Annotated in this window: 19 protein-coding genes; 5 read left to right on the top strand and 14 right to left on the bottom strand. The window is 62.6% G+C overall.

The window, feature by feature from the left end:
- Positions 1–13: 13 nt before the first annotated feature.
- Positions 14–1,285: an MFS transporter gene (locus tag R4P70_RS04675; protein ID WP_124567801.1), complete on the bottom strand. Its 1,272-nt coding sequence runs from the start codon at positions 1,283–1,285 to the stop codon at positions 14–16.
- Positions 1,286–1,330: 45 nt separating this feature from the next.
- Positions 1,331–2,326 carry an aldo/keto reductase gene (locus tag R4P70_RS04670; RefSeq protein ID WP_019745276.1) on the bottom strand — a complete coding sequence of 332 codons (996 nt, stop codon included), beginning with the start codon at positions 2,324–2,326 and terminating at the stop codon, positions 1,331–1,333.
- 101 nt (positions 2,327–2,427) lie between these two features.
- On the opposite strand from R4P70_RS04670, the gene R4P70_RS04665 reads away from it, so the two are divergent.
- Entirely contained in the window at positions 2,428–2,985 is a 558-nt protein-coding gene (locus R4P70_RS04665; protein WP_020970773.1) for a TIGR03086 family metal-binding protein, read from the top strand.
- Here R4P70_RS04665 and R4P70_RS04660 read toward each other — a convergent pair.
- From R4P70_RS04660 to R4P70_RS04650, 3 genes are all read right to left on the bottom strand, one after another.
- On the bottom strand, positions 2,982–4,256 hold the full coding sequence (locus R4P70_RS04660; RefSeq protein WP_151531060.1) for an alkaline phosphatase family protein: 1,275 nt from the start codon (positions 4,254–4,256) through the stop codon (positions 2,982–2,984). The two genes, R4P70_RS04665 and R4P70_RS04660, sit on opposite strands and share 4 nt — an antisense overlap.
- A complete protein-coding gene (locus tag R4P70_RS04655) occupies positions 4,253–5,941 on the bottom strand; it encodes an alkaline phosphatase D family protein (protein WP_317830460.1) in 1,689 nt (562 codons plus the stop codon). Before R4P70_RS04655 ends, R4P70_RS04660 begins: the two co-directional genes overlap by 4 nt.
- Positions 5,942–6,044: 103 nt before the next feature.
- Positions 6,045–6,386 carry a hypothetical protein gene (locus R4P70_RS04650; RefSeq protein ID WP_042952921.1) on the bottom strand — a complete coding sequence of 114 codons (342 nt, stop codon included), beginning with the start codon at positions 6,384–6,386 and terminating at the stop codon, positions 6,045–6,047.
- A 143-nt stretch (positions 6,387–6,529) separates the two neighbouring features.
- On the opposite strand from R4P70_RS04650, the gene ilvD reads away from it, so the two are divergent.
- Positions 6,530–8,224, top strand: coding sequence for a dihydroxy-acid dehydratase (gene ilvD, locus R4P70_RS04645; protein WP_003940201.1), 1,695 nt, complete (start codon positions 6,530–6,532; stop codon positions 8,222–8,224).
- Positions 8,225–8,237: 13 nt separating this feature from the next.
- Here the strand turns inward: ilvD and R4P70_RS04640 are convergent, their stop codons facing one another.
- Positions 8,238–8,894 (bottom strand): S1 family peptidase, encoded by a 657-nt coding sequence (locus tag R4P70_RS04640; protein WP_007732621.1) that lies wholly within the window; start codon positions 8,892–8,894, stop codon positions 8,238–8,240.
- A gap of 74 nt (positions 8,895–8,968) precedes the next feature.
- Complete coding sequence (locus R4P70_RS04635) at positions 8,969–9,688, bottom strand: DUF6319 family protein (protein WP_021332001.1); 720 nt, start codon at positions 9,686–9,688, stop codon at positions 8,969–8,971.
- 206 nt (positions 9,689–9,894) lie between these two features.
- Here R4P70_RS04635 and R4P70_RS04630 point away from each other — a divergent pair, with 206 nt between their 5' ends.
- Positions 9,895–10,995 (top strand): adenylate/guanylate cyclase domain-containing protein, encoded by a 1,101-nt coding sequence (locus tag R4P70_RS04630; RefSeq protein WP_020970778.1) that lies wholly within the window; start codon positions 9,895–9,897, stop codon positions 10,993–10,995.
- Between the two features lie 4 nt (positions 10,996–10,999).
- Here the strand turns inward: R4P70_RS04630 and R4P70_RS04625 are convergent, their stop codons facing one another.
- On the bottom strand, positions 11,000–11,650 hold the full coding sequence (locus R4P70_RS04625; protein ID WP_020970779.1) for a TetR/AcrR family transcriptional regulator: 651 nt from the start codon (positions 11,648–11,650) through the stop codon (positions 11,000–11,002).
- A gap of 56 nt (positions 11,651–11,706) precedes the next feature.
- Between R4P70_RS04625 and R4P70_RS04620 the strand changes: the two genes are divergently transcribed.
- Positions 11,707–13,251 carry an MFS transporter gene (locus tag R4P70_RS04620; protein ID WP_317830459.1) on the top strand — a complete coding sequence of 515 codons (1,545 nt, stop codon included), beginning with the start codon at positions 11,707–11,709 and terminating at the stop codon, positions 13,249–13,251.
- Here the strand turns inward: R4P70_RS04620 and R4P70_RS04615 are convergent.
- Positions 13,239–13,751 (bottom strand): Lrp/AsnC family transcriptional regulator, encoded by a 513-nt coding sequence (locus R4P70_RS04615; RefSeq protein ID WP_003939810.1) that lies wholly within the window; start codon positions 13,749–13,751, stop codon positions 13,239–13,241. The two genes, R4P70_RS04620 and R4P70_RS04615, sit on opposite strands and share 13 nt — an antisense overlap.
- 195 nt (positions 13,752–13,946) lie before the next feature.
- On the opposite strand from R4P70_RS04615, the gene hppD reads away from it, so the two are divergent.
- Positions 13,947–15,152 (top strand): 4-hydroxyphenylpyruvate dioxygenase, encoded by a 1,206-nt coding sequence (hppD, locus tag R4P70_RS04610; protein WP_007732631.1) that lies wholly within the window; start codon positions 13,947–13,949, stop codon positions 15,150–15,152.
- 6 nt (positions 15,153–15,158) lie between these two features.
- Here hppD and R4P70_RS04605 read toward each other — a convergent pair whose 3' ends face one another.
- From R4P70_RS04605 to R4P70_RS04585, 5 genes are all read right to left on the bottom strand, one after another.
- Entirely contained in the window at positions 15,159–15,809 is a 651-nt protein-coding gene (locus tag R4P70_RS04605) for an NUDIX domain-containing protein (protein ID WP_317830458.1), read from the bottom strand.
- Positions 15,806–17,095 carry an adenylosuccinate synthetase gene (locus R4P70_RS04600; protein ID WP_411742456.1) on the bottom strand — a complete coding sequence of 430 codons (1,290 nt, stop codon included), beginning with the start codon at positions 17,093–17,095 and terminating at the stop codon, positions 15,806–15,808. Before R4P70_RS04600 ends, R4P70_RS04605 begins: the two co-directional genes overlap by 4 nt.
- A gap of 9 nt (positions 17,096–17,104) precedes the next feature.
- A complete protein-coding gene (locus R4P70_RS04595; protein ID WP_317830457.1) occupies positions 17,105–18,091 on the bottom strand; it encodes a hypothetical protein in 987 nt (328 codons plus the stop codon).
- Between the two features lie 5 nt (positions 18,092–18,096).
- Positions 18,097–19,128, bottom strand: coding sequence for a hypothetical protein (locus tag R4P70_RS04590; protein ID WP_134999033.1), 1,032 nt, complete (start codon positions 19,126–19,128; stop codon positions 18,097–18,099).
- A gap of 84 nt (positions 19,129–19,212) precedes the next feature.
- On the bottom strand, positions 19,213–20,112 hold the full coding sequence (locus R4P70_RS04585) for a LysR family transcriptional regulator (RefSeq protein WP_317830456.1): 900 nt from the start codon (positions 20,110–20,112) through the stop codon (positions 19,213–19,215).
- Positions 20,113–20,131: the final 19 nt, after the last annotated feature.

The following is a 20,131-nucleotide window of genomic DNA, read 5'->3' as shown; positions in this document are numbered from 1 at the left end:
CGAGGCGATCGAGTTATTTGTTGCGACGAATGACTTCGCGGATCGGGCGTACATGTACGCCTTCTGCCGCGAGGGCGCGCCGGGCTTTGCCCCGGGTGACGAGTACGCCGATGATGCCGAGAACCCAGACCGGATATTGCACCATCCAGGCGACGCGGAATCCGTCGAACGTGTACCCACCCATGTGTCCGAGGATCACGCCCATCACTTGAATCACGATGAGGGATGCGAGGAATCCGCCGATGTTGACCATGCCCTGGGCGGTTCCCATCGCCGAACTCGGATTGGATGTGCGCGCGTAGTCGAAGCCGATCACCGAACCCGGCCCACCCACCGAGATCACAACCACCAGGATCGTCAACAACCAGAGCGGAGACGGTTCACTGCGCGAAAGCACGATCGTCCACATGAGCGCGCTGGCCACCATGATGGTGAGAACCAACCACGATCGACGCATGGGATAGCGACCGGTGAGAATGCCGAGGATCGGGCCGGCCACGATTGCCGAGATGACCGACAGCGTCAGCAGCGAGCCGACGGTCGCGGAATCGAGACCCTGAGCCGATTTCAGATACGGCACACCCCACAGCAGTGCGAACGTCGTGATCGAGAACTGCGTCCCCATGTGACTGAAGAACCCGAGTCTGGTGCCGGGTCGCATCCACACCGTCTTGATCTGTCGCCCGATCTCCTTGGCACCGGCAGGCACGGCCACCACGTCGGCACCGGGAGGCGCGTCGCGGATGACACTCAGCGCCAGAGCAAACGCCAACAGTCCGACGGCCGCAGCGCTGCCGTAGGCAAAAGTCCAGCCCGGACCGGACAACAGCAACATGAACGGGAGCGCGGACATCACCTGGCCCAGCTGACCGAGGATGCCCGTGAACTGCGAGACCAACGGCACCTGCCGGGGCGGGAACCACTGTGGTACCAACCGCAGCACCGAGATGAAGGTGAGAGCGTCGCCGGCGCCGACGGCAATACGTGCACCGATCGCGACGGGCAGCGATTCGGTGAAGGCGAGGGCCAACTGCGCGGACATCATGATGAACGCACCGACTGCGATCATGATCCGCGAACCGTAGCGGTCGAGGAGGACTCCCGCCGGAATCTGCATACCGGCGTACACGACGATCTGCAGTACGACGAAGCTCGACAGAACGCTGGGTGATATCGAGAACCGATCAGCAGCAGACAGACCCGAGACACCGAACGAAGTGCGGTGAAGCACGGCGATCACGTAGGCAAAAACACCGACACCCCAGACCAACCACACTTTTTTCATCGGGTCTGTATGTTACTCCTGTCTTTCGCAAGGCTCAGGACATGATTATTCGCGGCCCTGAGAGACCCAATTCAAATCAGCCGAACGGAAGCCTTCGGTGATCGCGGCGAGGGAGTCGAGGCGAGCGATCTGGTCTTCGCTCAGAACGATGTCCAACGCTCCGGCGTTTTCCGTGACTCGTGCAGCGAACCGCGTGCCGGGAATCGAAACGGAAGGCAACCCGTACTGACGGCCCTTGGCATCGAGCCATGCCAGGGAAACCTGTGCAGGCGTCGCGCCGAGCTCCTCACCGACGGCGCGGACCACGTCGAGAACCTTCTGATTAGCAGGGAGCGCGGAGTCCGAGAAGCGTGGGAAGCGTCGGCGTAGGTCGTTGTCACCGAGCGTCTCCGCATCGAACGATCCCGCCAGGAAGCCTCGGCCCACAGGTGAGAAGGGCACGAATCCGACTCCGAGTTCCGCGGCGGTGGGTACTACCTTGTTCTCGACGTCCCGACTCCAGATGCTCCATTCGGACTGGATCGCCGCGATCGGATGCACCCCGTACGCACGACGCAGTTCATCGCCGGTCGCCTCGGACAGGCCGATGTTGCGGACCTTGCCCGCCTTCACCTGCTCTGCGATCGCGCCGACGGTGTCTTCGATCGGAACGTTCGGGTCGACCCGGTGCAAGTAGTAGAGGTCGACATGATCGACGCCGAGTCGTCCCAGAGACTCGTCGAGTGCCTGCGGTACGTAGGCCGGGTCTCCGTTGATCCCGCGCTGACCGTTGGCGATGTTGCCGACCAGACCGAACTTCGTCGCCAACTGCACTTCGTCCCGGCGGTCTTTGAGAAGCTCTCCCACCGCGCGCTCGCTCGAGCCCTCCCCGTACACGTTGGCGGTGTCGATGAACGTGATCCCGATGTCCACCGCATGGTGCAATGTGGCAAGCGCCTCGGCCGGATCCACCGGGCCGTAGACAGGGGCGACGGACATCGCGCCGTATCCCTGAGCGCTGACAGTGAGACCTTCGGCCAGAGTGACGGTGGGGACGGTCATGAAAACTCCTCGATTCGACTAAGCGACAACCTCGACAGTCTTCACCGAATCGAAGCCTCACGCACCGATTAACGTCACGCTGATCGGGTTACCCTCGAGTGATGGCATTCGATTGGCTCGAACTCGTGCTCACCGCCCACCGCGAATTCGGTTCACGACTCGCCGCAGTCGAGGACTGGAACGCACCCACGCCCGACTCCGACTGGCACGTCGAACACCTCGTCCGCCACGTCATCGAGGAGCAGCAGTGGGTACCGCCGCTCCTGGCCGGACTGACGGTCGGCGAGGCGACACCGGACATCGTTCCCGTCGGGGACGACCTGTGGACCGAATGGCAGAAGTACTCCGATGCCGCCATCAAAGCGTGGAAATCGACGGACCTCAGTGCCCACGTTCACCTCTCGTACGGCACGGTGAAGGTGGAACCCTATCTGCGCCAGCAGACCTCGGACGTCACGATCCACACCTGGGATCTCGCGCGAGCGGTCGGAGCAGACGAGCGACTCGATCCAGACCTCGTCGAGGCCGTCTGGTCCGACCTCGACGGGCAGCGCGACATGCTCGCCGAGAGCGGCCTGTTCTCCGCTCCCGTCGATCTTCCTGACGATGCGTCGTTGCAGGACAAGCTGATTGCCCTGACCGGCCGCGATCCTCGTTAGACGTTCAGCGTCACGCCCGTCGTGCGGGCGACGCCGTCCCAGCCGCCGGCAGGTGCACCGAGGCCGAGCAGAGCCGCAACCGTCGGCGCGACGTCGATCGTGCGAGCCTGCGTGTCGATCTTCCGTCCACCGTCGAGAGCGGGATGCCCGCCGCTGAGGAAGAACGGGATGGGCAGTGTCACGAAATGGCCGTGGTTGCCGGGAATCGGGTTGGACAGTGGAGTCGGATCACTGAACCGCCAGCCCTGAGCGCAAAACGCAACGACGTCACCGGCATTGGTGCCGAGATCGAATTCGGCGGGGAGGTGGCTGGATTCGACGCCGTCCACACCATCCACGATCTGCTGAATCCGGCTGACGGCTTCCGCCCGTTCGCCATCGGGTCCGACGAAGTAGATCAGGTCTGCGCCACCGTTCTGGGCGATTCGAATCTTGCCTGCCAGCAACGGGTCCGCGTTCAGCGGTCGATCGAGTCCGATGAGCCGCGCGGGCTCCGACCAGTCCATGGAGTGGTCGGCCAACACGATCAGAATGCTCCGATTCCAGCGACCCGTGTCATGAAGGAAGTCGACGAAGCGGCGAACCTGGTTGTCGGTGTTCTGAAGTGCGGCCGTGCGAGCGATCCGGATGGACGGACCGGACAGATCCAGGTGCCCAACCCGATCGACGTCACCGAGGTTGGTGAACGAGAGCCGCGGCGAGTTCCCGCCGACGATACGGATCAAGGCGTCGATCGTGAAGTTGTCCGGCGCGTGCTCCGTGCCGGGAACGAGCGGCTGGGGATCCCACACCAGTGAGGCGCGGTCACCGAACAACCCGTGAAGGTAGCGCTTCGACAGCACACTCGCAGTGGTCAATCCGAGTTCGGCGCGCACCCGATCCAGAACCGTCGATGCCTGCAGGTCGGAAGGCCGATCGAGGTCACGCTTCTTGTCGGTGGACGGATCGTAGACGGAGTTTGCAGGCACTCCCGAACGCGCCGGCAGCACTCCCGTCATCATCGCCGTGTGATTCGGCAGCGTCTCCGCGATCGTGATGGCGCTGGCGTCCGGGTAGTGAATACCGCCGGCCGCAAGCCCGGTCAGCGTCGGGGTGAGCTCCGATCGCAACTCGTCCGGACGCATGCCGTCGACGACGATGACATGCACGTCCAGGTCTGGGATGCCTGCGCTGGTGGGAACGCTCGCGCGAGCGGGCGTTCCGAGCAATGCCGTTCCGGCGACAACACTTCCACCGATCAGAACGCTACGACGCGAAACTTCGATACTCACTGGTCGACTCCTGGTCGGTACGAGGCCTGATCGAGGGCGGCCGAAGTGGGCGAGACTCTACTGCCCGCGCCTGCCGGTAGACGGTAGCTCACGGCATAGTGCGCATTGCTCTGTGGATTGGTGAGATCGTCGACGTAGTACCAATCCATCTGAGTACCTTCGCGGGCGATTTCGAATACGCCGAAGCCGTGCGAGTCCAGTTCGACGTACCGCACGTGCCGGTTCACGGCCTTGAATGCTTCTTCTGCCGCAACGGTTACCGTTCGCGGCGGCACTTTCAGCATGTCGTCGATGTTGGGCGACGTCACCGACGGGACGACGAACTCGGCGCCGACAGTCGGCCCGCCTGGGTAATTCGCGGCATTGGTCGGTAGGTCGCAAGCCCACGACGTGTGGATGTCACCGGTGATGAAGACGGTGTTGTCCACACCGTTCGAGGTGATCGCATCGAAAAGCCTGGTGCGGTCGGCGGTGTACCCGTCCCACTGATCCGTGTTGTACGGGACACCGGCCTGCGGCACTCCCACCAGTTCGGTCAACGCCGCGGTGGTCGCCGGTTCCAGCGGCGGGAACACGCAGGGCGTGATCATGACCGGATTGCCGACGATCTTCCACTGCGTCGGGGAGGTGACGATTCCGCTGGTCAACCAATCCATCTGTGCGCGTCCGGTAATGGTGCGTGACGGATCGTCGACCTGCTTCATCGTCGGCTGCTCGTCGCGGTAGGTACGCAGGTCGAGCATCGAGATCTCGGCCAGATTCCCGAAGCGGAACCGTCGATACAGCTGAACGCTCGAACCACTACCCGACGGGCGGACAGGCATCCACTCGAAATATGCCTTGGCCGAGTTCGCCTTTCGATCTGCCCAATCGCCTTCGATACCGGGAGTGTGATTTTCGGCGCCGTCCCGGTACGCGTTGTCGGCCGATTCGTGATCGTCCCACGTAGTGATGAACGGGAGTTTCAGGTGAAGAGCAGCCAGATCCGGGTCGGTCTTGTACTGCGCGTGCCGAATTCGGTAGTCGGCCAGCGAAATGATCTCGTGGGCCGGCTCGTGAAGGCGAACGGATCCGTTCCGCGCGCCGTACTCCCCCTGCCCGTACTCGTAGATGTAGTCACCGAGATGAATGATCGCGTCGAGGTCTTCGCGGAATGCGAGGTGGCGATAAGCACCGAAATATCCTGCTTCCCAGTTGGAGCAGGACACGACGCCGAAGCGGAGACGATCGAGATCTGCCGAGTTCGACGGAGCCGTGCGGGTGCGTCCCACCGGAGAAACAGCCGAACCCGCAGTGAATCGGTACCAGTACGTCGTCGACGAATCGAGTCCGGTGACGTCGACCTTCGCGGTGTGATCGGATTCTGCCGAAGCAGCAACACTTCCCGACGCCACAACTCTCGCGAACCCCTCATCGGTCGCGACCTGCCAGTTGAGCGTCACCGCCGCCCCGACGCCCGAACCTGGCGTTGCGTCCGCCGTTGGGGTGATGCGGGTCCAGATGATCACGGCATCCGGCAACGGGTCACCGGATGCCACGCCGTGCGCGAATCCCGGGCTGCCACCCGGAACCTCGGCACCGGCGTGGCTCGCCGAAGCGACACCGAGACCTACTGCGCCGGCGAGAGCCGCCGATCCCTGCAGTAGGACACGTCTGGATATTCGATCGAAGGCATTCGTGTGCACGCTAGGAGTGAACCCGCACCTGAACGGCCGTTCAAGAGAGCTTCGGGATGTTCACCCAGGCTTCGCCTGCGATTCTCTGAAAGTTTGACCGAGCCGATCCCGATCACAACCGGTAGTCGAGGGCCGAGCCTCGAACCACACCGACCTTGACTCCGATGTAACCGCCGAGTGCACCCCCGGCCGCGATCAGGATCCAGAACGCCGACGGAATCAGAGCCTCGGACCCGTCGATCTCGGAGAACGCGGAATAGCCGGCGATCAACGCACCGAACAGCACAGGCAGTATCAGCAGTGCGGCAAAGAAAGTCACCCACACCGATACGAAGCGGCCCTTCCACCGGGCAATCTCGTGCAGAACCGTCAGAACAACCAGGAAGACACCACTACCGGTCAAGACGGCCGCCAGAACTGCAAACCCGAAAGCTGAAATCAGTTCCGACTCCACCTGAATCCCCCTGTATTTGAATCGCCCAGCACACCCAGCCCCAACTGTGATGCGGCGAGTCTATTCACGACGGGCGACGTGTATTGGCAACTCGAGTCGCTCGTCTGCCGGAAAGACATCCTGCTGACGCCTATGCTTGGAAAATGACCGAACCCGACATCAAGCCCAGAAGTCGTGACGTCACCGACGGACTCGAAAAGACCGCAGCGCGCGGCATGTTGCGTGCAGTAGGAATGGGTGACGACGACTGGGTCAAGTCGCAAATCGGCGTCGCCTCGTCCTGGAACGAGATCACGCCGTGCAACCTGTCCCTCGATCGCCTGGCCAAGGCCGTCAAGGAAGGTGTCCGGGAGGCCGGTGGATTCCCCCTGGAGTTCGGCACCATCTCCGTTTCCGACGGCATTTCGATGGGTCACGAGGGCATGCACTTCTCCCTCGTCTCCCGTGAAGTGATCGCGGACAGCGTCGAGACCGTCATGCAGGCCGAGCGCCTCGACGGATCGGTTCTTCTCGCCGGCTGCGACAAGTCGTTGCCCGGCATGATGATGGCGGCGGCCCGCCTCGACCTCGCCAGCGTGTTCCTCTACGCCGGTTCCACCCTCCCCGGCGTCGCCAAACTTTCCGACGGCAGCGAGCGGGAAGTCACCGTCATCGACGCGTTCGAGGCTGTGGGCGCCTGCTCGCGCGGACTGATGAGCCGCGCCGACGTCGACACCATCGAACGGGCGATCTGCCCGGGCGAAGGCGCGTGCGGCGGCATGTACACCGCAAACACGATGGCCAGCGCCGCCGAGGCCATGGGAATGTCGCTGCCCGGCAGCGCTTCACCGCCCGCGCCGGACCGTCGCCGCGACGGATTCGCCCGCGAGAGCGGCAAAGCCGTTGTCGAACTCCTTCGTCGGGGCATCACCGCCAGGGACATCCTCACCAAGGAAGCGTTCGAGAACGCCATCGCGGTGGTCATGGCGTTCGGCGGATCCACCAATGCGGTGCTCCATCTCCTCGCGATCGCGCACGAAGCGTACGTCCCGCTGACGCTCGACGATTTCGCCCGCGTCGGCGCGAAGGTCCCGCACCTCGCCGACGTCAAGCCCTTCGGAAAGCACGTCATGACGGACGTCGACCGTATCGGCGGCGTCCCCGTGATCATGAAGGCATTGCTCGACGCAGGACTCATGCACGGAGATTGCCTGACCGTCACCGGTAAGACCGTGGCCGAGAATCTCGCGCACATCACCCCGCCCGATCCAGACGGCAAGGTCCTGCGGGCGATGAACAAGCCCATTCACCCCACCGGAGGCATCACGATCTTGAAGGGGTCACTCGCGCCCGGCGGCGCGGTGGTCAAGTCGGCAGGATTCGAGTCTGATGTATTCGTCGGCACTGCACGGGTTTTCGAACGCGAACGCGCCGCAATGGACGCGCTCGAAGACGGAACCATCACTGGTGGCGACGTCGTCGTTATCCGCTACGAGGGCCCGAAGGGTGGTCCCGGAATGCGTGAGATGCTGGCCATCACGGGCGCAATCAAGGGTGCGGGTCTCGGCAAGGACGTCCTGCTGCTGACGGACGGACGATTCTCGGGCGGCACCACCGGCCTGTGTGTCGGACACGTTGCGCCCGAGGCCGTCGACGGCGGTCCCATCGCGTTCGTTCGCGACGGCGACCAGATCCGGCTCGACGTGGGTACCGGACAACTCGAATTGTTGGTCGACGACTCCGAATTGGAAGCCCGCAAGAAGGGCTGGGAGCCGTTGCCGCCTCGCTACACACGTGGTGTGTTGGCCAAGTACTCCAAGCTCGTGGGATCAGCATCGGGTGGAGCAGTGTGCGGCTGATCCCAGCTCGCCGCTAGATGGGCCGGTACCCGGCGCCGACGCCTCCGTGGGCATTGATCGTGTCCACGATGGAGGTCATGTTGGTGCCGAGTTCCGGCCCCAGGCACGGTACCCAGAGGTAGGCGTTGACCATCGCGACCAGCGTCGTGCCGACCGTGACCGGGGCTCCCGAATCACCGTGGTCGACGCAGATCTGAGTCCAGGTGGATGCGTCGGCGCTCAGGTCTCCCCAGACGACGCCGCAGGTCGTGCCCGTCGTACGGCCTTCCTTACAGGCTGTAGCCGGGAAGCTGGCCGGAGCGCCGATCGAGGTGATGGTTGCCGCGCCCACCGTTCGAACTGGCGTGACCTTGCCCGGATCGAACTGGATGACCCCGTAGTCCAGGTCCGGGTTCGACTCGACGAACGTGCCGACCACGCCTGCGTCCTCGTTGCTTTCCGGGATCACGAACGATCCAGGACCACCGCAGTGACCTGCGGTGATACCCACGAGTCTGCCGCCGTTGTCGTGCCCGATAGTGGTCAACGTGCAGACCAGCTGATTGTCGATGATGATGCCCGAACCACCACCCATGGGCGTGGGTGCAGCAACCGCGTTGCTGCTGACGATGAACCCGAGTCCGAGTGCCAAGACCAACGCTGCCAGAGCCGAAACAATTCGCTGCAACATCACAATCTCTCCGCCGGTAATCTCCCCGCTGCAAAAAACGCATACCCCGGAAAGTGCGGACCTACGCAGCGTTTCTAGTCGGTAGCTCCGAGCGCTTCGAGCATCTTGCGTGCTTCCTCGAGCTGACGACTCAACTCGTCGACTCGCGCTGCAGCCATGTCCCGTGCAGCGACGATAATGGACTCGACAGCCTCGATTGCGGTGGGCTCACCCAACTCGCGGACAGCTCGCTCGACCGCATCGGGTGCGACCGGAACTGCTTTGCCCGGACGCTTGGCGCCCTGTGTGACCGTCACGCTCCAGTCGTTGTCCGCGCCCGCATGGATGGTGACGCTGATTCCGGCCGGCAGTTTCTTCGCACGCTTGACGGCCGGACGAGGTGTCGCGGCAGGGGCAGCAGTGGTAGTCGTTACCGGAGCGGGTGCAGGCTGCGCACGCGGCTTCGGTCGAACAGGCTCTACGAGTGGCTCCATCAGGGGCTCGGACTCCACAACTGGTTTGGGCCGTGGCGCCGGTTTGGCCGGTGCCGCGGAGACGCGGTTGATGCGCAATTCCTCTGCCTCGAAAGGCAATTCGTCGTTGACGCCCTTGGGACGAATCAGCACGGTGTTGCCGTCCACCGACACGACTTTCGCCGAGGTACCGGCTTCGATCCCCAGGCTGGGAGTCGCCTCGCGCAGATAGACGGTGGCGCGCTTGCCTTCGGCGACAGCCGTGGCGAGCGCTGCCAGATTGTCCGCAGTGAGGTGATCCGGCGTTGATGCGGCAGCGCCGGAACGTCTACGGGGTGGCATGCGCAGGTCCTTTCAGAAGTATCTCGTGCATTTCAGTATCGACAGTGCTTTTCTCGGGGCAACTCTTGCACAAGCCACCGACGTGTTGACTCTCACCGCCCGCCTGGGCGCGAGGATCCGTAGCCGGTTCGGCCAATTCAGTACTGTTCTCGGGGCACCGCGTGGAAGATGGTGGACAGAAATTCGTTGCGGCAAGAAGGAGCACGGTGAGCAGTTCGGAGTCAGAGTGGATCGACGAGGTCACCGAACCCGCCCCTGCTGAATCTAACGCTGCTGAATCTCACGCTGCTGAGCCGATCGACGTCGATGCTCATCTGCTCAGCCGGATTCAAGCCGACATCGAGGAGTCCCTCCTCGGCGGACCGCGCTGCTTCACACAGTCGCAGATCGCGGATTTCGCCGGGGTGACACGCGAGCGCGCCGATCGTCTGTGGGTGGCGATGGGCTTTGCCGTCGACGAGGATCCCGACGCGGTCATGTTCACGCAGCAAGACGCCGACGCCCTCAAGACCATCACCGACATGGTCAATCGAGGAGTCATCTCGCAGAACAGTGAGGTGGCAGCTGCCCGTTCTCTCGGACAGTCGATGTCGAGGTTGGCGGAGTGGCAGGTATCGCTGATCAGCACACACATCATCGATCAGCTTGCGGACTCGGTGGATCACGAACCCGACGCCATCAGAAATGTCGTCCTGAGCCTCGGCGCCGAGATCATTCCCGCTGTCGAATCTCTGCAGACGTACGTATGGAAGCGTCACGTCGCGTCGTCGACGGGCCGCAACGTGGGAAACCCGGGCGAAGAAGTCGCGAGTCGTGTTCTGGTCGTGGGTTTCGCCGACATCGTCGGGTACACCTCGCTGACTCGCGGACTCGACTCCGCCGAACTCAACGATCTGCTCGAGCGGTTCGAGTCCGCGTCCACCGAAATCATCGGACGCAACTACGGCTGGGTGGTCAAGACCGTCGGTGACGAGGTCATGTTTGCCGCCGAGAGTCCTCATCACGCCGCCGAGATCGCCTTGCAGATCCAGCAGGCGGTCCTCGCCGATCACGACGATCCACAGCTTCGGGTAGGTCTGGCCATGGGTCCGACGTTGGTTCGCTTCGGAGATCTCTACGGTTCGGTGGTCAACAAGGCCGCGCGCCTGACCAGCTCCGCTCGCCCCGGCACCGTGCTGATCGACTCCGAGCTGGCCACCCAGCTCGGCTCGGACGCCAATTTCAAACTGCGACACCTTCGTCCACGACGAGTGCGCGGCATCGACCGCCTCGAGCAGTACGTGCTACGACGCAATCTGGAGCCGTGAGCTGTCAGTTCGACACTCCGCGTGCAGCCAGAAAATCGTCCACGATCTGCTCACACGCGGCCTCCCCGAGAGGCGTCAGCGTGGCCAGCTTGGTGAGCACCAAAGGTCCGACCAACTGAGCAAGTGCGACGTCGTAGTCGTACTCCCCCAACGCTTCGATCGCATCCGGCGAGCGCAGGATCCGATCGAACGCGTGACGGTACTGCTCGAAGACCGTCTGGCGCAACGATCGCAATTCGGGCTTGTCCGTCGACAGCGCGTCGACGCTCGAGTAGCCCTTCAGCTCCGGCCCCAAGCCGAGCCAGCACATCGCCGTCACCTGGATCGGTGCGCTTTCGATGGCCTTGGCCTGACTGGTCAACAACTCGAGCAATTGCGCGCGGAGGTCACCTTCCCCGGACATCTCGGGCACCGGCGGTAAGAGGCGAGCAAATGCCGCGGCGAGTAACTCCGTGCCGCTGTCGAAATGCCGATACAGCGTCGCACGTGCGACGTTGGCCAATTTGGTGACAGCATCGATCGTCACCGCGTCCACGCCGCCTTCTGCCAGCAGCTTGGTCGCCGCGTCGAGCAACCTGGACCTGGAACGCTGTTTACGCGGATCCTCGTCGCTGACCTGCTTGTCGATTTCCTGCTTGTCGATTCCCGCCGTCACAACCTCAGTTATACCCACTTGGGGGTTGTGGAACTGCTGTTCTTGTAACGATACTGATGGTCTTGTTTCCATCGGGAGGTTTCGTGAGTAGCGATACGACGCTCGAACAGTCCACGTGGACCATCCGACAGATCTGGATGCTGACGGTCGCGTGCTGCGCCGTCGCGCTGGTCGTCGCAGCGATGGCAGCTCTCAACACGGCCCTTCCCGACTTGGCCCGCGATACCGGTGCAACACAGAGCCAGCTCACGTGGATCGTGGACGGGTACACGCTCACGCTGGCTTGTCTCTTGTTGCCGGCGGGCGCACTCGGCGATCGATACGGTCGACGAGAACTGCTCATGTTCGGACTACTCGTTTTTGCTGCCGGCTCGTCGATTCCGGTCTTCGCGGACGAACCGTCGTGGATCATCGTCTCCCGCGTGATCTCCGGCGTCGGCGCCGCATTTGTCATGCCGGCGACGCTGTCTCTACTCACTGCAGGTTTCCCGCCGGCGCAGCGTGCCCGTGCCGTCGGAGTCTGGTCCGGCGTCGCAGGGTCCGGTGCAATCGCCGGACTCGTCGTCTCCGGGCTACTCCTCGAAAAATGGTCCTGGCATTCGATTTTCGTCAGCCTGGCCGTCGTCTCGGTCCTCATCCTCGTGGTGTCGTTCACGATCGTGACGTCGAAGGACACGGAGGCAACTCCACTCGATCTACCTGGTACAGCGCTGATCGCCGGCTCGATCGGACTGTTCGTCCTGGGGATGATCGAGGCGCCGGCCCGTGGTTGGCTCGATCCGGTAGTTCTCGCGTTGCTGGTCGGCGGAATTGCCATGGCCGCGGTATTCAGCTGGGTCGAATTACGTACTCGCCATCCACTTCTGGACGTGAGACTGTTCGCCAATCGCGCATTCGGCAGCGGCGCAGCGTCACTGACCCTGCAATTCCTGGCGACTTTCGGCTTGTTCTTCCTGATCGTGCAGTATCTCCAACTGGTGCTCGACTACTCCCCACTGCAATCGGCGCTCGCCCTCATGCCGATCGCTGTGCCGGTGATGGCGTTGTCCGTGGTTGCGCCCCTACTGATTCCGCGTATCGGCCTTCGCGCTCTCACCGCCACCGGTGTTGCCTTCCTCGGAACCGGAATTGCACTCTTGACGCGCTTGGACGCCAGTTCGACCTATGCCGAGGTCTGTGTCCCCTTGGTAGTAGCCGCTATCGGATTGGGCTTGTCGACAACCCCCGCCACTGCTGCGATCGTCTCCAACGCACCAGACTCCAAACAGGGTGTTGCCTCAGCAGTCAACGACGCAACCCGGGAGATCGGCTCTGCCATCGGCGTTGCACTGGCGGGAAGTATCCTCGCCGCCGGCTATGGCAATCACGTCCAGCCCGCGGTCGACTTGCTGCCCGAACCCGCCAAGGAACCGGTATCCGGTTCTCTGGCCGCCGCTCTCCATGTCGCCGAAGCAGCCGGGCCGCAGGGTGCCCAGTTGGCCGAATTCGCCCGTGAAGCCTTCATCAAAGGCATGGATCAAGGAGCACTCACGCTCGCCGCGATCATGTGGATATCCGCGATCGTTCTGGGATTCTGGGCTCCGGGTCGTCAGCGAGACTGACCGCCCCGTCGGTATGCCGGGGCCTTGGTCGTCTGCTCCGATTGCAGAGTCTGCAGTAGGGGCATCGACCGGAGCGGCACCACAACCGAGAGAACCATGACGCTGGTCGACCGGGTGGCTATCCCCGACCGATTCAGTTCGAGCAGCGTCGCTTGCAAATCCTCGTGCGACGCAGCGGCAATCCGGCACAGCACGTCGCCGGAGCCTGTGGTGGCAAAGGCTTCGAGCACACCGGGGATTGCCTCGAGTTCCGCGGTGACGGTGTCGAGCGCCCCCTGGGCGATCTGCAAAGTCACGAATGCTTGTACTCCGAAACCCGCTGCAGCCAAATTGATGTGCGGCGCGTATCCGGCGATGACGCCCGCATCTTCCATCCTTTTCAATCTCGCCTGCACTGTCGCCCGCGCAACCTTGACCTGACGCGAAAGCTCCAACGCACCGGCTCTCGGGTGCTTGTTCATCGCGTCCAACAGAGCCAGATCCACTGCGTCGAGATTCACGTCTGCTCCACTCGTCGTTCAACTATGCAAATTGCCTACAAAACAGTGCCACCATCTTCGCATTCCGGCGCTGTGTCTACTTTCAACTACCTCCGTTGACTACCCAACCTCTGAAGGACTTATCTGTTTGTACTGGCAGTGCCGAACATAACTCGAGCACCGCGCTGTGTACATCGCACTCAGAGGGGACTCATCATGACCGTCGAACAGACTCTCACCGACGACGAACAGCTGGCCGGCCTGGATCTGGAGCAATTGCGCCAGTTGGTCGGCTTGGTCGAGTACGACAGCGATCACGATCCCTTCCCCGTGAGCGGTTGGGACGGCCTCGAATGGATCGTCGGAAATGCCACGCAGACTTCACATTTCTTCCAGTCCGCGTTCGGCATGGAATTGGTGGCCTATTCAGGCCCGTCGACGGGAAACCGCGACCACCACGCGTTTGTACTCAAGAGTGGGGCGGTGCGGTTTGTCGTCAAGGGCGCTGTGGATCCGGCAAGTCCGCTGATCGAACATCACAGCCGTCACGGCGACGGTATCCGCGACATCGCGCTCAGCGTCCCTGACGTGGACAAGTGCATCGCACACGCCATCACCCAAGGCGCGACGGTGTTGAGCGAACCGCACGACGTCACCGACGAGCACGGCACCGTTCGCCTGGCCAGCATCGCGACGTACGGCGAGACTCGGCACACCCTCGTCGACCGTTCCCGCTACACCGGCCCTTACCTTCCCGGATACGTTGAACGGACGTCGTCGTACCGCAAGCGTGACGGCGCGCCCAAGCGAATCTTTCAGGCCCTCGACCACGTCGTCGGCAATGTCGAACTCGGCAAGATGGACCAGTGGGTCGACTTCTACAACCGGGTCATGGGATTCACCAACATGGCCGAGTTCGTGGGCGGCGACATAGCCACCGACTACTCCGCGCTGATGAGCAAGGTCGTCTCGAGCGGCAATCACCGAGTCAAGTTCCCACTCAACGAACCTGCCATCGCGAAGAAACGGTCACAGATCGACGAGTACCTCGAGTTCTACCAAGGTCCCGGCGCTCAGCATCTCGCGCTTGCGACCAACGACATCCTCGGAGCAGTCGATGCTCTGGTCGACGAAGGAATCGAGTTTCTCTCTACTCCTGCTTCGTATTACGAGGATCCCGAATTGCGCGCGCGTATCGGAGAGGTTCGAGTTCCGATCGAGGAATTGCAGAAGCGAGGCATCCTCGTCGACCGCGACGAGGACGGCTATCTTCTTCAGATCTTCACCAAGCCGATCGGAGATCGTCCCACCGTGTTCTTCGAGATCATCGAACGCCACGGCTCACTGGGATTCGGACTGGGAAACTTCAAAGCCCTGTTCGAAGCGATCGAGCGTGAGCAGGCCGCGCGGGGCAACTTCTGAGGTAGGTCAGCTGTTTTCGGTCCACGCCCAGACCACCGCGGGTCGCCCGGTGGCACTGACCCGGACTCGTTCGTCCGTACGTTCCAGCCCTGGCAACGCTTTGAGCGTCCGGTTCAAGTTGCCCGGGTCCGGACGCACACCGGAAAGCTCCTCCGCCACGGCCAGCGCGTACGACGCCGGAAACGACGGACCCAGTAGTGCATGCGTGAAAGCCTGATCTCGCCACAACAGGGTGTCAGCAAGGATCGGGCGGGTATCGGCGACTATCCGATTGTGGTCGAACGCAAGGTCCCCCAGGTTGTCCCAGCTCACCCATTCGGCCGAACCCGGCACCTCGTCCGACGAGATCACTGCCCACATGGTCACCGAGAGCGTCGGACCGCGGGGGTCGCGATTGGGTTCGTCGAACACGGTCAATTGACCGCTGACGAGGATCTTCTCGTCGGGAATTCCGAGCTTGGTGGTCACGGCTCGCCTGGCGGCGTCCTGCAACCGCTCACCGGCGCCCAGCAGTACACCGGGCAGCGCCAACTGCCCGGTGTACGGCTCCGCTTGCCGCGGAGTGACGGCAAATCGCAACATCCCGGGTTCCGGATTGCCGAACCGGAGCGCGATGACATCGATCGAGACAAGTGACTGGTCCACACCGTCCATCATGCAGGCACTGGGCATCGCACCTGACGATCGACCCGGTCGGCACCGTTCGCGGTCAGCACTACCGGCGCACCCATTTCCTCGCTCAGATACCGGGCGAAATCCTCCGGGTCGGCCGGAAGTTCCTTCGGCACGACCCCTACGGCTTTCAGGGAATCTGTCAGCGCCTGCTGGTGATCGAGATCCTTCCACTCTCCGACGGGAACGAACGGCAATCCTTCGTACGCGTGCACCCCGTGGATCGGGATGCCTGCAGCCCGCGCGCGATCCATCGCGTCGAGATGAGTAAGCGCTAAGCCGTCGACGCCACCGCTCACCTCGATTGCGTAGTGCAACAACAACTCGTCGAAGTGGCCCGTCCGGAATCCGCCTTGATACTCACCCGTCCCGTTGTGCAGCTCGGGCAACACCTTCGCCAGCTCCGGATCCTCCGTCGGGAACGGCCCAGCTCCGTGTCGTGTCATGTACGTGCGGGTGACGCCGAGTACGTAACTGTCCCGGCCCAACTCGTCGATCATCGCTCGCGCGTTGGACGGCTCGACCGTCGACCACGTGGTGTGTGGGTGAAACCCCCGCCATTCGTCGAGAAGGACACCTTGTGCCCCCTCGAACACCAGACGACCACCGGCACCCAACGCGCCCAGCGCATCCGGGCCGGAGATGTCCACGACGGCACCGAATTCGGCGTACATGTCGACCATGTCGTCGATCGGCGGAAACCCGTGGCGACTCTCCGCGATCAACGGTCCGTAGAATGTGGCCAACGCCGACAACTTACGACGCAAGGAATCAGGTCGCCGGCAGTCTCCCACCGTAGGCGCACTCGCAACTTCGAGCGCATACGCCGCGGTCTCACCGATCCCCTTGCCACACGAGCCGTGTCGGTTACCGCCGCGAGCATCCTCGCGGGCCCTGTTGGCGGCCACGTGGATCGGTGTCGTCAACAATGCGCGCGCGTCGATCCGTATCAGATCGAACGGATTTCGAACTCCGAGCGCTTCCAGTGCACGCGCTTCCCGTGCGAGCGCGATGGGTTCGACCAACACGAATCTCGAGAGAAACGTCGGGACGCCGGACAGCGTTCCCGAGCCGAACTGCGAAAACGTGTGGTGGCGCTCGCCGACCGTCACGTTGTGCGCTGCCTGTGCCCCACCGTTGAAGCGGACCACTGCGGCCACATTCAGATCGGCTCGATCGGAGCAAAGCCAATCGACGGTTGCCCCCTTCCCTGCATCTCCGAACCCGAGGTCTACGACGACGATATCGCGGTCTTCGAACGGCTCCATCATGTTCTCCTTCTAGGCGAAATCGACATCGTCCGTGCCGGTTCCGAGATCGCGAGGCAACCCGGCCACCGTCGCGGTGCTGCGCCCTGGAATCAGGGCGAGAGCCTTTCCGACAGTCTCGGCTTCAGCTCTTGAACCGATGTCGCGGAGATCCGCCAGTCCGTCACGCAGGTCGATGCGGTCCTCGCCGATTCCGACCGTCAGCGCGATCAGTTCGCACACCGCGGCGGGATCGTCGAGTTTGACGAAGCGTTCACCGAGCAACGTCTTCCAGTGATCCGCGATTTCCGGATCGTTGAAGTACGACGACTGATCCGGCAGAACGAAGTAGACGTTCCATCTTTCTTCGAGTTCACGGTAGATCGACGGCACCGACACGTCCTGACGTACCTTGTCCCCGATCACCGAACGGATGTGACGAGCCGAGAGCCGCGGCTTGTTCAGCTCGTCGCCGATGATGAAGAGGTAGCCTTTCCTTCCGCGCTTCTCCCAGGCATCCGTACTGGTGTGACGTGCCATGAAATATGCGGCCAATTCATAGCTTTCCGACTTCTGACCACCACCGTTGCCCTCGAGGAAGATCGTCCGAAGCTGCACGTCCATCGCGTTACCCGACTCGAACTGGCCGACTTGTAGTGGCACCTGATCGGAATCGGCGTCGCCGATACCACCGAACAGAATCTGCGGATCATCCGCATATCCCTTGCGTTGCAGCAGCCCGTGCAGCTTTCCGAGCTTGTCCTGCATGATTCGAGGAACAGCGCCCATCGAGCCGGTGACATCGAAAAGCACCGCTATCGGGAGAGAATCGGGGTGCCCGTCCGAGTCTCGGCATTCACGCTTGTCGACGCCGAAGGGGTCGAGGGTCGGGTCCGCTTTCCAACTGCTTCGCGGACGCGACCGAAGCGAATCGGTGTAACCGAAATCGTCGACACCGCGTGCGGCACGAAAAGTCTTGCCCGCCAGATAGGTGTTGTCGTCCCAGTATCCGTAGCCCATGACAATCACTGTCCTTTCGTGGATGGAACGGCGAACGGACGAAATGTCCGCTGGCCATAGAGAAGATCGAGGAGTTCGTCGAACTCGCCAAGTAGGTCGACCGCGTCGGGACGCAATCTCGGGTTGTCCTGCATGCAGCCGTCGGCAAACGCCTTCATCCGTTCGTGGGTCTGCTCGCCCAGCATTCGGAGCATCAAATGATGAGCCATGTAGACGTCCCAGGCCGGAGACGCTCCTTCGCCGAGTTCCGGTGGGTACGAATCACGATCGGAACCGATCGTCGCCACCGGGCGGCTGCCCGTACGGGTGGCAAAGGACCAGCCGGCCAGCACCACCCCGTGCCGATCAGGCTCGATCAGCACGTTCTCCGCGGTAATCGCGGTGTGCACCCAACCAGTCGCATGCGCTGCTGCCAGAGCCCGAAGTAGCCGTCGGTGCATCCACGCCCAGTCCCGTGGATCGAGGCCACCTGGATACGCCTCACGGACGTCGGCGAGACTCACAAAACCTTCGGTCAGATCGTCCAACACATCGATCTGACGTCTCGTGCCGCTGCCCACATGGGTGATTCGATCGATCAATCGCGGGAAGTACGAGACTGCCCAACCGGCTTCGCACGAATTCTCGATGTCCGTCAACACATTCCGTTCGGCCTCGATCATCGAGTTCGCCCGAGGGTTTCGCGGAATCTTCAGTACGACACCGGCATCGGACCGGTACAGGTTAGCGACCGAGCCGCGCGCTACCAGTCCACCCAACGTGTACTCGCCCCGCTCGCCTACATAAACGGGTCGAGAATCTGCCGGCTCGAACTCCGCTGCCCAACTGCGGTATAGCTCGTTCAACCGAGATGTTGCGGCCGAGTATCGCACCCGATCTTCGGGCTTCGCCCGGTCCGGATGAATGGCGGAGGCGAGCCGATGAAAACGACGCTTCGCAGCGCGACGGGTGTCGAGATCGCTGGAGTCTCCCCCGAACACATCGGCCGAAACTCGTGCTGCCTCGACGATTTCAAGTGCCGTGCTGATCGTTTTCATGGTTTTAGTCTAACTGACTAAAACGAAGACGGCAAGAATGCGTATTTCATCCGAGTACATGCGCATCACATCAGGACACGGCAATCACCTGGCGGCACCGAGGGCTGAAACAGCTTTGCGTAGCTCGATCACTGCCGGACTGCTGTCGCCCTCGCGGGTACACAGATCGATCGAACACTGCTCGATGTCGGAAATGCGCACGAAACTGATATCCGAGCGGGTGTAGTACTCGGCAATGGTTGCTGCCGTTATCACCACCGCCCGACCGTTGGCGACAACCTCGAGTGCTTCGTCCATCGTGCGGACCGAGGGACCGTACCGGACGGGTACACCACTCGGGCGCGGGTCCACCGACCACCATTTCACCCATTCGAGTGGTGCACCGTCACTCGAAACCTGCACCATCCCATCTATTTCAGAAATCTCGATGCTCGTACGGCCCGCCAGTTGGTGCCCTCGAGGCAGAGCCACCACCCGCGGTTCGACGCCTATCCGTTCGAGCACCACACCGTCGAGCACCGGCAGTGGCGGTCGCACGAATGCCGCGTCGACGGTCGCGCTCGCCACCGCCGAAACCTGTTGGGACCAATCCAACTGGACGAGCTCCACCTCCGCGTGCAACGAATCGATCACCGCACGCCCCAAACTCCCGGCAGCCCCGTTGATGAATCCGATCCGCAACCGCCTGGCCCGCCGACGCTCGAGTGCGTCGAGACCGTTCATCGCGCGAACGGCAAACTCGAGAGCGGGCCGCGCATCCGCGACGAACACCTCACCCGCGGCGGTGAGCACCACCGGATGCGAACTGCGATCGACCAACTCGACTCCCACCTGCTCCTCGAGTCGTCGAATCTGCTGACTGAGGGCGGGCGCGGTGACGAACAGCCGGTCTGCCGCTCGCCCGAAGTGCCCTTCCGCCACGACGACGAGCAACGAGGACACCAAACGCAGATTCAGATCTTCGCCTCTTCTCGCCTTCTTCATTACCGTCCATTCGGTTGTT

Source organism: Rhodococcus sp. IEGM 1241 (assembly GCF_033142365.1).
Classification (GTDB): Bacteria; Actinomycetota; Actinomycetes; order Mycobacteriales; family Mycobacteriaceae; genus Rhodococcus_F; species Rhodococcus_F erythropolis.
Note: the sequence above shows the minus strand (reverse complement) of the source record. Positions and strands in the feature narration are given on the sequence as shown.

What these genes read in the sequence shown, in the direction of transcription:
- ilvD (WP_003940201.1), top strand. Translation starts at nt 6,530, where the DNA reads ATGACCGAACCCGACATCAAGCCCAGAAGTCGTGACGTCACCGACGGA.
- R4P70_RS04640 (WP_007732621.1), bottom strand. Translation starts at nt 8,894, where the DNA reads ATGTTGCAGCGAATTGTTTCGGCTCTGGCAGCGTTGGTCTTGGCACTC.
- R4P70_RS04665 (WP_020970773.1), top strand. Translation starts at nt 2,428, where the DNA reads ATGGCATTCGATTGGCTCGAACTCGTGCTCACCGCCCACCGCGAATTC.
- hppD (WP_007732631.1), top strand. Translation starts at nt 13,947, where the DNA reads ATGACCGTCGAACAGACTCTCACCGACGACGAACAGCTGGCCGGCCTG.
- R4P70_RS04605 (WP_317830458.1), bottom strand. Translation starts at nt 15,809, where the DNA reads ATGATGGACGGTGTGGACCAGTCACTTGTCTCGATCGATGTCATCGCG.
- R4P70_RS04620 (WP_317830459.1), top strand. Translation starts at nt 11,707, where the DNA reads ATGGTCTTGTTTCCATCGGGAGGTTTCGTGAGTAGCGATACGACGCTC.
- R4P70_RS04675 (WP_124567801.1), bottom strand. Translation starts at nt 1,285, where the DNA reads ATGAAAAAAGTGTGGTTGGTCTGGGGTGTCGGTGTTTTTGCCTACGTG.
- R4P70_RS04585 (WP_317830456.1), bottom strand. Translation starts at nt 20,112, where the DNA reads ATGAAGAAGGCGAGAAGAGGCGAAGATCTGAATCTGCGTTTGGTGTCC.
- R4P70_RS04670 (WP_019745276.1), bottom strand. Translation starts at nt 2,326, where the DNA reads ATGACCGTCCCCACCGTCACTCTGGCCGAAGGTCTCACTGTCAGCGCT.
- R4P70_RS04595 (WP_317830457.1), bottom strand. Translation starts at nt 18,091, where the DNA reads ATGGGCTACGGATACTGGGACGACAACACCTATCTGGCGGGCAAGACT.
- R4P70_RS04600 (WP_411742456.1), bottom strand. Translation starts at nt 17,095, where the DNA reads ATGATGGAGCCGTTCGAAGACCGCGATATCGTCGTCGTAGACCTCGGG.
- R4P70_RS04590 (WP_134999033.1), bottom strand. Translation starts at nt 19,128, where the DNA reads ATGAAAACGATCAGCACGGCACTTGAAATCGTCGAGGCAGCACGAGTT.
- R4P70_RS04635 (WP_021332001.1), bottom strand. Translation starts at nt 9,688, where the DNA reads ATGCCACCCCGTAGACGTTCCGGCGCTGCCGCATCAACGCCGGATCAC.